Raw genomic sequence first — 11,573 nt, forward strand, 5'->3', positions numbered from 1 at the left:
TTAAAGAAAAATAATTTAATGGATGAAGTGGATAAAATAATTTATCCAAAAAAATAGTCTCTAATTATAGAGACTATTTTTTCTTTTAAGGTAATTCCTTTAATGATTTAAATTCATAGCCTTGGGATTTTAGTTCTTGAATAACATCTTTTAGAATTTTCACGTTTGTATTAGAAACGGCATGTAATAGCATTATACAACCAGGATGAGCACCACTAACTATTTTTTTAATAGCAGCTTTTTCTTCAGGTTGATTATCAACTAACCAATCCTTATAGGCAAAACTCCAAAATACAGTTTTATATCCTAAATCTTTGGTTTGATTTAATGAGTTTTTAGAGTATTTTCCCATAGGAGGTCTAAAAAACTTTGGCATATCTTCTCCTATTATAGCCTTATATTCATCCTCAACTTCAGAAAATTCTAATTTGAACTTTTCACTATCTTTAATACTAGCCATTGAGGGATGATGAGATGAATGGTTACAAACTAAATGACCTTCTTCTACCATTCTTTTAATTATATCTGGTTGTTGTTTAATATAAGGTCTAACTACAAAAAATGCAGCAGGTACATTTTCTTCTTTTAATGTATCTAATATTTTAGAAGTATTACCATTTTCATATCCTTCATCAAAGGTTAGATAGATAACTTTTGAGTTTGTATCCCCTACATAATAGCCATTACAATCAGATAAAAAACTTTTTGATTCCTTTGGTTGTTCTGGTGTTATTCCTTCACCTCGTCTAACAAAATACCAATTTAATTCTAAATCATCTGATGCAGTAGCTTTTAGTGTTATAAAATTCAATATAAATGAAAGTGTTATAATAAACAAAGTTAATTTCTTAAGATTTTTCAAAAATATCGCCTCCTTAATATTATTTTTATCTAAAATATTTCTTTTACTCTGGAAATAGAATGAAAGCATTAGATAATTAGGTTAATAGCTTTATATATTGAAAAAAAATTGAGAGTAGAGTATAATTTTAAAGATGTAAAGATGTGAATAAGTAATGAAAGGAATGTACATAGATGAATTTAGGAATAGTTGGTTTACCTAATGTTGGTAAAAGTACTTTATTTAATGCAATAACAAAAGCTGGAGCAGAATCAGCAAACTATCCTTTTTGTACTATAGAACCAAATGTTGGAGTAGTAAGCGTACCGGATAAGAGATTAGATGTTTTAGAAAAAATGTATAACACTAAGAAAAAAGTTTACACAGCTGTTGAGTTTTATGATATAGCTGGATTAGTTAAGGGAGCTTCTAAAGGAGAAGGACTTGGAAATAAGTTTTTATCTCATATAAGAGAAGTATCTGCAATTGTCCATGTAGTAAGATGTTTTGATGATGGAAATGTAGTTCATGTTGAAGGATCTGTTGATCCTATTAGAGATATAGAAACTATAAATTTAGAATTAATATTTGCTGATTTAGAAGTTCTTGAAAGAAGAATGGAAAGAAGCTTAAAACAAGTAAGATCAGGAGATAAAAAGGCTAAAGAAGAATATGCTTTAATGGAAAAGGTAAAAGCTCATTTAGAAAAGAATTTACCAATAAGAACATTAGAAGTAACTGAAGAAGAAGAAGAATTAATAAAAGGATTATTTTTAATAACTTCAAAACCAGTTCTTTATGCTTGTAACATATCAGAAGAGGATATGATGGAAGGTAATACAAATAATCAGTATGTTCAAAAGGTAAAAGCTCATGCTGAATCTGAAAATTCTGAGGTTGTTGTAGTATGTGCAAAGCTTGAAGAAGAATTATCAGGATTAGAAGAAGATGAAAAACTTGAAATGTTAAGTGAATATGGTTTAACTGAATCAGGTTTAGATAAATTAATAAGAGCTAGTTATAAGTTATTAGGATTAATAAGTTATTTAACTGCGGGAGTACAAGAAGTAAGAGCTTGGACTATAAAAGAAGGAACTAAGGCTCCACAAGCTGCTGGAAAAATCCATTCTGATATTGAAAGAGGATTTATAAGAGCAGAAATAGTTTCTTACAATGCTTTAGTTGAATGTGGATCTGAAGCAGCAGCAAAAGAAAAAGGTCTTTACAGATTAGAAGGTAAAGATTATGTTATGAAAGACGGCGATGTTGTTAATTTTAGATTCAATGTATAAGATTTAATGAGAAAAGGTTGATTTTTATCAACCTTTTTTATTTATTTTTAATAAAATATTCCAATAATATTAAATTAAACTTGAAGTATTTATAAAAAAAATATAAAATAATAGTATAAAGTGGTTGAAAGTGGTTGAAAGTGGTGAAGAATTTTAGAGAAGGTGGGTTATAAATGTTTATTGGAGAATATCAACATGCAATAGATGCCAAAAACAGAATGATAGTTCCTTCTAAACTTAGAGAAGGCTTAGGTAATAAATTTGTTATTACTAAAGGCCTAGATGGGTGTCTTTACGCTTACCCAATGGAAGAATGGAAGTCTTTAGAAATAAAGCTTAAATCTTTACCACTTACTAATAAGGATGCAAGAGCATTTGTAAGATTTTTCTTTTCAGGTGCTTGTGAAATTGAAGTAGATAAACAAGGAAGAGGTTTAATTCCTCAAAACTTAAAGGAATATGCAGGTATAGAAAAGGAAATAGTAAGTATAGGTGTATTAACTAGAGTTGAAATTTGGAGTAAGGAAAAATGGGGAGAATATAACGAATCTGATATAGATTTTGATTCTATTGCTGAAAAAATGAGCGATTTAGGAATATAAGGAGAATTATTATGGAATTTAAACATGTATCTGTACTTTTAAATGAGTGTATAGAGGGATTAAATATAAAAGAAAATGGAATATATGTAGATGGAACTTTAGGTGGTGGAGGACATTCATCAGAGATATTAAAAAATCTTTCGGATGAAGGACTCTTAATAGGAATAGACCAAGATAAGGATGCTTTAAAGGCAGCTAGTAATAGGTTACAGAATTATAAAAATGTAAAGTATGTACATAATAATTTTTATAATATAGATTCCATATTAAATGAGTTAGAAATTGAAAAAATAGATGGAATGCTTATGGATCTTGGAGTTTCATCTTATCAATTAGATACTGGTGATAGAGGGTTTAGCTATATGCAAGATGCACCATTAGATATGAGGATGAATAGAGATAATCAATTATCTGCTTATGAAGTAGTAAATGATTATGAAGAGGAAGAAATCTATAGGATAATAAGAGACTATGGTGAAGAGAAATTTGCTAAAAGAATAGCTAAATTTATAGTAGAAAATAGAGAAAAGAAAAAAATAGAAACAACTTTAGAGTTAGTAGAGATAATTAAAGCTGCTATACCTGCTAAAGCAAGGAGAGAAGGACCACATCCAGCAAAAAGGACATTCCAAGCTATTAGAATAGAGGTAAATAGTGAATTATCAATACTTAATAAAGCTATTGAAGATGGAGTAAATAGATTAAATAAAGGTGGAAGAATGGCAATAATAACATTCCACTCTTTAGAAGATAGAATAGTAAAGCTTAAGTTTAAAGAATTAGCAACTGCATGTACATGTCCTAAGGAATTTCCAATATGTGTGTGTGGAGGAACAGCAAAAGTGAAAATTATATCAAGAAAAGCTATTGACCCATCTAAAGAAGAAGTTGAAGAAAATCCAAGAAGTAGAAGTGCAAAGCTAAGGGTAATAGAGAGGATATAAGAAAAAAATTAAGTTAAGGAATATGGGGGTGTAATAAAATGGTTAATAGGGAATATGATTATATTAGGGGAAATACAGTTCTAAGTCCAAAGAGAAGATTTGAAGAAGATAGAAGAAGAGAAGAAAGAGAACGAATTGAGAGACAAAGAAAAGATCAGCAAAGAAAACAAAGAGAAGCTAAAAAGGCTATAGTAAAGAATATTTTACAAGTTGCTTCTATTGCTTTAATATTAGGAGTTTTAACAATTGCTAGAGACGGAAGGGTTTATAGACTACAAAATGACCTAAGCAATGTAAAGAGTGAGGCCAAAGTAATTACAGCAGAAAATGAAGCATTAAGGGTTAACTTATTAAAGTTTTCTTCACTTAGTGAAATTAAAGCTTTTGCAAGTAAAGAAGGAATGAAAGTTCCACAAAAAGATGATATTATAACTGTTAATATATCTAAGGATTTCTTTGCTAATATTAGAGAGTAACATAAGCAATAAAATAGTACACTTGCCAGATAAAGAGTATAAAAATACTCAACATGTTATTAATTAATTACATGGAGGCATTGATGTGAATAAAAAGATTTTTAGAGATAAAGCGCTAATGAAAAAAAGAATATCATTAGCGCTTACAACGTTATTATGTTTATTTACTCTTTTGATAATAAGACTATCTTACATAATGATAGTTAAAAGAGAAGAATATTCTGCAAGAGCAGAAGAACAATGGACTAGTGAAGTTAAAATTGATGCCCGTAGAGGCAAGATATTAGACAGAAATGGAGTAGAACTTGCAGTATCAGCAAATGTATACAGAGTGGATTTTGACTTAAATTCAATAAAAGGACATTTAAGAAAAGAAAATCTTACAATTAATGATATAGCCCCTAGTATATCAGAAGCTCTTAATATGGATGAAAATAAAGTTTTAGACAAATTAAATACTAAGTTACCTAGTGGAGCTGATGCAGGAGCTGCAATTTTAGTTAGAAGAATAGAAAAGGAACAAGCAGATAAGGTTAAAAATTTAAACATACCTGGAGTAATAGTATCTCCAGACACAAAAAGATATTATCCTAATGGAAACTTTCTAGCTCATGTTTTAGGAAGTACAAATATAGATGGAAAAGGACTAACAGGAATAGAATTAGAATATAATAATTATTTGTCAGGAACGCCAGGTCTTAGAATATCAGAATTAAGTAAGTACAATGATGAACTTCCTTATACTATTTCAGAATTTACTGCACCAGTAAATGGTAAGGATTTAGTGTTAACAATAGATACAAACTTACAAGCATTTGCTGAAAAGGTTGCAGAAAAGGGTTATAAGGATAATTTGGCAAAGCAAGTATCAATTATTATAATGAATCCAAATAATGGAGAAATTCTTGCTATGGTTAATAAACCAGATTTTGATCCTAATAATCCATATGATGGTGCTGAAAATTATGAGGGAGCAAATCTAGCGGAGAAAGTTCAAAAAATGTGGAGAAATCATTTAGTAAATGATACCTTTGAACCTGGATCTATATTTAAGGTGGTAACAATGATAGGAAATCTAGAAGAGGGATTGGTTCATGAAAATGATACTTTTACTTGTAATGGTAGTTTGAAAATTGGTCCTCATACTATAAAGTGCTGGAAAACATCAGGACATGGAACTCAAATATTACCAGAAATTTTACAAAATTCATGTAACGTTGGATTTATGGAGATTGGTAAAAGAATAGGTAAAGAAAAGTTAAATGAATATATTAAAAAATTGGGATTTGGTAACGTAAGTGGTATAGACTTACCAGGAGAGGCTAAGGGAATTATAAAAAAGACAGAAAATATCAATGAAGCAGATTTAGCAACTATTTCATTTGGACAAACTAATACAGTAAATGCAGTCCAATATATGACAGCTTATAATAGCATTATAAATGGAGGAAAATTAATACAACCTCATATAATGAAGGAAATAACTTATACCAATGAAAACGGAGAAAAGATTATAGAAAAAAACTTTGAACCTAATATTGTAGAAGTTTTATCACAAGAAAAAACAGCTATATTAAGAGATTATCTAGAAAGAACAGTTTCTTATGGTGGTTCAAGTAAAGCTTATGTTGAAGGATATCATATTGGAGCTAAAACAGGTACTGCTCAAAAAGTAAATCCTAGGGGTGGTGGATATGAATCAGGTAAATATATTTCCTCTTTAGCAGGATTTGCACCAGCTGATAACCCACAAGTAACTGTATTTATTTCTATTGATGAACCTGGAACTGGAACTTATTATGCAGGGCAAATTGTAGCACCACTTGCTAATATACTATTTACAGATATTTTTAATTATATGAGTGAAAACATGCCTAAAGATGATATTGATAGTATAGTGAAAGAGATAGTTATACCAGAAATTAGAGGACTTAAAGTAAATGAAGCTAAAAAAATATTAAAAGAATATAATATAGAGTATAATATTCAAGGAAATGGGGATATAATTACAGATGTAAAGCCTTATCCAGGGTATACTATTAAAGAAAATTCTAAGATTAATATAGACACAGGGGAGATAGAGTCTTATAATAAATATGTTGTTATGCCAGATTTAAGGGGCTGTACCCTAGAGGTAGCAACGAAAATTTTAGATGATCTTGGAATTATTTTTTCTTATGATGGTGAAGGAACAATAACAAAACAAAGTATACAAAAGGGAGAGATAATTACTAAGGGAACTAATGTTAAATTAGTATTAAATGAAGAATATGGAGATTAATTAGAATATCCCTTTACATTAGCATGTGGGAAACTCACATGCTAAATTTATATACAAAAGATATTGGGATTTCGTTTAGAATATTAAGGAGATGGTGAAATGAAGTTATTAGATTTATTAAATGGAGTAAATTATGAAGTCTTAAGTGGTACTGAAGATATGGATATAAACCACATCCAATATGATAGTAGAAAAATAAAAAATGGAGATTTATTTGTTTGTCTTACAGGATTTGAAGTAGACGGACATGATTATGCTTTTAAAGCTATAGATGCAGGTGCAAAAGTTATTATCTGTGAAAAAGATATAAATATAAAAAATGATGAAGTAACAGTTATACTAGTTAAAGAAGGTAGAAAAGCACTAGCAACTATGTCCGCAAATTATTATGGACATCCAACTAAAAAATTAAAGTTAATTGGTGTAACAGGAACTAATGGTAAAACTACAACAGTATATTTACTAAAATCTATTCTTGAAAAATCAGGAAAGAAAGTTGGATTAGTAGGAACAATCGCCAATTATATTGGAGACAAAAAGGTGAAATCAGAAAGAACTACTCCTGAATCTTTGGAGCTTCAAAAATTATTTAAAGATATGGTAGAAGATAATTGCGAATACTGTGTTATGGAAGTGTCATCACATTCATTATATTTAGATAGAGTTTATGGGTGTGAATTTGAAGTTGGAATATTTACAAACTTAACTAGAGACCATTTAGATTTCCATAAATCTTTTGAAAATTATTATAAAGCTAAATTTAAGTTGTTTGAAAGAAGTAAAAATTGTGTAATAAATATTGATGATGACTATGGATATAGAATTGTAACAGATATTGAAAATATAGGGAATAAAGAAGTTAAAACTTACTCAATTAAAGATGAAAGTGATTTTAAAGCTTCTGAAGTTATGTTAAAGGAAGGAGATATTCACTTTAATGTAAATGGAGATAATTATAATTCAGTTTTACCAGGAGAATATAATGTTTATAATGCATTAGGAGCTATAGGGGCAATGAATGTATTAGATATTGATAAGAAATATATCAAAGAAGGACTTATGGATGTAGTAGTACCTGGAAGATGTGAAAGAATAGGACATAAGTATAATATTCCATACGAAATAATAATCGATTTTGCTCATACTCCTGATGGTCTTAAGAATATACTAGAAACTCTTAAAGACTATACTAAAAATAGATTAATTGCAGTTTATGGATGTGGTGGAGATAGAGATAAGGTAAAGAGAGCAGAACTAGGTAGGATTGGAACAGAATTAGCTGATTTAGCTGTTATTACATCAGATAATCCTAGAGAAGAAGATCCTATGGCGATAATAAAAGAAATAATAGCAGGTATAAGTAAATCAAACTATATAGCAATAGAAGATAGATCTGAAGCTATAAAGCTTGCATTAAGTATGGCAGAAGAGGGCGATGTGGTAGTACTTGCAGGTAAAGGTCATGAAAATTATCAAATCACTAATGAAGGTGTAATTCACTTTGATGAAAGAGAAGTAGTTGATGAAATTTTAGCAAATAAAAGAAAATAATAGAGGTGTGAAAATTGGAATTATCTTTAAATGAAGTTTTAGAAGCTACTGCTGGAAAAGTACTAGTAGAAGGAAAAAAAGACTTTAATAAAATTTGTATAGATACAAGAAAAATTGAAGCTAATAATATTTATTTAGCCATAAATGGTGAGAGATTTAATGGTAATAAGTTTGTTAAAGATGCTTTTCACAAGGGTGCTTCAATAGCAATTGTAGATGAAGTTTTATTTGATATAGAAGAATTAAAGGATTTAGGAACTGTAATAAAAGTAGAAAATTCTGAAAAAGCTTTATTAGACTTAGCAGGCTTTTATAGAAAAAAACTTGGACTTAAGGTTGTTGGTGTTACTGGTTCATGTGGTAAAACTTCCACTAAGGATTTAATAGCTGCATTTTTAAGTGATAAGTATAAGGTTTTTAAAACTAAAGGAAACTTTAATAATCAAATAGGATTACCACTTATGATATTAGAGCTTGATAGCTCTTATGATGTTGCAGTCTTAGAAATGGGAATGAGTAATCTAGGTGAAATAGATGTTCTTGCTAACTGTGCAAGACCAGATATTGCAGTTATTACTAATATAGGGTTATCTCACATTGAAAATTTAAAGACACAAGATAATATTTTAAAAGCAAAATCAGAGATATTTAATTACTTTGATGAAAGTAATACATTAATAATTAATGGTGAAGATATCAATTTGTTGAAAATTAAAAATAAATGTTTTGAAATTTTAAGAATTGGATATAATCATGAATATGATGTCTATGCTTTTAATATTATACTAAAGGAGGATAAAACTTCCTTTACAGTAAAAGCTAAAGAAGATGAGTTTAATTTTGAAATTCCAATGGCAGGTAAGCATAATGTTTTAAATTCAATGCTAGCAATAGCAATAGCAATGAAACTAAATGTTTCCTTCTCTGAAATGGAAAAAGGAATTAAGAATTTGGAAGCTACATCAATGAGGCTGCAAGTAATAAAAAAAGAAAACTTCACAATAATAAATGATTGTTACAATGCAAGTCCTGATTCGATGAAATCTTCTATTGATGTTCTTAATTCATATAAAGATGGAAGAAAAATTGCGATACTAGGAACTATGAATGAACTTGGTGATGAATCTATAAATGCACATACTGATGTTGGGTATTACGCTAGAGAAAAAGTTGATTTATTAATAGCAATTGGTAAGTATAAAGATTGTTATAAAAAAGGATATACTTTAGATAATATTATTACCTTTGAAAATAAAGAAGACTTAATTAGTAATTTATACAAGATCATTAAAAAGAATGATGTTATTTTATTAAAAGCATCAAGGGGAATGAAATTTGAAGAAATAGTAAGTTCTCTAGAAGAAGTACAAATATAACAAAGGAGGTGAACTGCCTTCTTAGGCAGTGACAATGGGGGAGAAGCTAATAGACATTATAACATCAAAAATAGCTATAGGTTTAGTATTATCTTTTATAATAACAATTATACTAGGACCAATAATAATACCTATGCTAACAAAATTAAAATTTGGGCAAAATATTAGAAAAGAAGGGCCACAAAGCCATCTTAAGAAAGCTGGAACTCCAACTATTGGAGGGTTAATATTTATTATTTCTACAGTAATAGTTATGGTGGTTATGAGATTTAGTCCTACAGATGAAGCTATGATTGCACTTTATTCATTAATAGCTTTTGGATTTATTGGATTTTTAGATGATTTATTAAAAATATTGAAAAAAGATAATGAAGGCTTAAAAGCTTGGCAAAAAATGTTGTTATTAATAATTTTCTCTACTGCAATTGCAGTTTATGGTTATGTAAATTTAGGAACTGGTTTAAGATTTCCATTCATAAATACAATACTACCATTAGGAGCATTGTATATACCATTCGTAATAGTATATTATGCAGGTGCCACTAATGCAGTTAACTTAACTGATGGATTAGACGGATTAGCATCTACTGTAAGTATATTGGTTTTAACCTTTTTTGGAGTAGTAGCTTTTACTATGGGGCACGAATCTCTAGCTATATTTTCTATAATACTAGCAGGTGGATTACTTGGATTCTTAAAGTTTAATGCTTATCCAGCTAAGGTTTTTATGGGAGATACAGGTTCATTAGCAATAGGTGGAGCCATTGCTACTATTGCATTAATTTTAGAATTACCACTTATATTATTTATAGTTGGTGGAATTTATGTTTTTGAAACAATTTCAGTAATATTACAAGTTTCATCATATAAATTAAGAGGTAAAAGATTATTTAGAATGGCACCAATTCATCATCATTTTGAACAAATAGGATGGAGCGAAACTAAAATAGTAACAGTTTTTGCAGTTATTACAGTAGTGTTATGCTTTATAGGATTTATGGCCCTTTAATCATTGATTGGAGGAGGTTATATGAGAGCAGCAAAACAAAAGGCTAAAATAGGGGAAATAGACTATGGTATATTTTATGCCGTTATTCTTTTGCTTGCAATTGGAGTAATTATGATTTACTCTGCTAGCTCATACTATGCTATGTTTAAGGACGGAGATAGCATGGTATATTTAAAAAAACAATTAATTTGGGCTATAACTGGATTAATAGCCATGGGAGTTATGTCAAATTTTGATTATCATAAATTGCGTAAAATTACCCCACATATACTTATTACTACTGTTCCTTTATTAATTGCAGTATTCTTCTTTCCAGCAGTAAATGGTGCCAAAAGGTGGATACAATTAGGTCCATTATCCTTTCAGCCATCTGAACTTGCTAAATATGCAGTTGTAATTTTTTTGTCTATGAGTTTAGATATAAAAGGTGAGGGAATTAAGAAGTTCTGGACTGGAGTAGTACCTTATTTAGGTGTATCTGGATTTTTTGCAGTTATGATTTTAGCTGAGAAGAATCTAAGTATTGCAGCAATTATTATGATAGTTACATTTATCCTGCTTTTTGTTGCAGGAGGAAGAATACAAGATTTGTTTGGAAAAGTTGCTCCTGTATTATTAGTTGCAGTTATGTTTTTTATATTTGGAGAAGACTATAGAAGAGCAAGAATGTTGAATTTTTTAAATCCATGGCAGGACCCAGCTGGGGATGGATATCAATTGATACAGTCATTTTATGCTTTAGGTGCAGGAGGAGTAACTGGACTTGGTCTTGGACAGTCTAGACAAAAAACTTTATATATGCCAGAACCTCATAATGACTTTATTTTTTCTATAATTGGTGAAGAACTTGGCTTAATTGGGTGTTTATTTATTATAGTATTATTTATATTCTTTGTATGGAGAGGAATAAAAGTGGCAATGAAGGCTAAGGATTCCTATGGAACCCTATTAGCTATAGGTATAACATCTATAATTGCAGTTCAAGCTATAATAAATATTGCGGTTGTAACTGGATCTATGCCAGTAACGGGAGTACCAATGCCCTTTATAAGTTATGGTGGTACATCGCTAGTAATTAATATGACTGCTATGGGAATTCTTTTAAACATATCAAGGCAAATTCAAGGTAAAAATATATAAATATAAAAAAGAGCTGATTTTTTGTTTTAAAATCAACTCTTTTTTATATTTTAAAGGAAAA

Annotated in this window: 10 protein-coding genes; 9 read left to right on the forward strand and 1 reads right to left on the reverse strand. The window is 29.4% G+C overall.

The features are described from left to right. Nucleotides 1-85 precede the first annotated feature (85 nt). Nucleotides 86-838: a delta-lactam-biosynthetic de-N-acetylase gene (gene pdaA, locus HUJ77_RS11620; protein ID WP_291708825.1), complete on the reverse strand. Its 753-nt coding sequence runs from the start codon at nt 836-838 to the stop codon at nt 86-88. 197 nt (nt 839-1,035) lie between these two features. On the opposite strand from pdaA, the gene ychF reads away from it, so the two are divergent. From ychF to spoVE, 9 genes are all read left to right on the forward strand, one after another. After that, nucleotides 1,036-2,133, forward strand: a complete 1,098-nt coding sequence (gene ychF / locus HUJ77_RS11625) for a redox-regulated ATPase YchF (RefSeq protein WP_291708808.1) — start codon at nt 1,036-1,038, stop codon at nt 2,131-2,133. A gap of 173 nt (nt 2,134-2,306) precedes the next feature. Continuing rightward, nucleotides 2,307-2,735, forward strand: a complete 429-nt coding sequence (gene mraZ / locus HUJ77_RS11630; RefSeq protein WP_291708810.1) for a division/cell wall cluster transcriptional repressor MraZ — start codon at nt 2,307-2,309, stop codon at nt 2,733-2,735. Between the two features lie 11 nt (nt 2,736-2,746). Next, nucleotides 2,747-3,679: a 16S rRNA (cytosine(1402)-N(4))-methyltransferase RsmH gene (gene rsmH, locus HUJ77_RS11635; RefSeq protein WP_291708812.1), complete on the forward strand. Its 933-nt coding sequence runs from the start codon at nt 2,747-2,749 to the stop codon at nt 3,677-3,679. 38 nt (nt 3,680-3,717) lie between these two features. After that, nucleotides 3,718-4,155, forward strand: a complete 438-nt coding sequence (locus tag HUJ77_RS11640; protein ID WP_291708814.1) for a cell division protein FtsL — start codon at nt 3,718-3,720, stop codon at nt 4,153-4,155. A gap of 85 nt (nt 4,156-4,240) precedes the next feature. After that, nucleotides 4,241-6,436, forward strand: a complete 2,196-nt coding sequence (locus tag HUJ77_RS11645; RefSeq protein ID WP_291708816.1) for a stage V sporulation protein D — start codon at nt 4,241-4,243, stop codon at nt 6,434-6,436. A gap of 99 nt (nt 6,437-6,535) precedes the next feature. Continuing rightward, nucleotides 6,536-7,987 carry a UDP-N-acetylmuramoyl-L-alanyl-D-glutamate--2,6-diaminopimelate ligase gene (locus HUJ77_RS11650; RefSeq protein WP_291708817.1) on the forward strand — a complete coding sequence of 484 codons (1,452 nt, stop codon included), beginning with the start codon at nt 6,536-6,538 and terminating at the stop codon, nt 7,985-7,987. Between the two features lie 14 nt (nt 7,988-8,001). Further along, entirely contained in the window at nt 8,002-9,363 is a 1,362-nt protein-coding gene (murF, locus tag HUJ77_RS11655; protein WP_291708819.1) for a UDP-N-acetylmuramoyl-tripeptide--D-alanyl-D-alanine ligase, read from the forward strand. A gap of 34 nt (nt 9,364-9,397) precedes the next feature. After that, nucleotides 9,398-10,372 carry a phospho-N-acetylmuramoyl-pentapeptide-transferase gene (gene mraY / locus HUJ77_RS11660; protein ID WP_291708822.1) on the forward strand — a complete coding sequence of 325 codons (975 nt, stop codon included), beginning with the start codon at nt 9,398-9,400 and terminating at the stop codon, nt 10,370-10,372. Nucleotides 10,373-10,393: 21 nt separating this feature from the next. Next, nucleotides 10,394-11,512 (forward strand): stage V sporulation protein E, encoded by a 1,119-nt coding sequence (gene spoVE / locus HUJ77_RS11665; protein WP_291708824.1) that lies wholly within the window; start codon nt 10,394-10,396, stop codon nt 11,510-11,512. Nucleotides 11,513-11,573 lie beyond the last annotated feature (61 nt).

It is taken from the genome of Clostridium sp. (assembly GCF_021443865.1).
Classification (GTDB): Bacteria; Bacillota; Clostridia; order Clostridiales; family Clostridiaceae; genus Clostridium.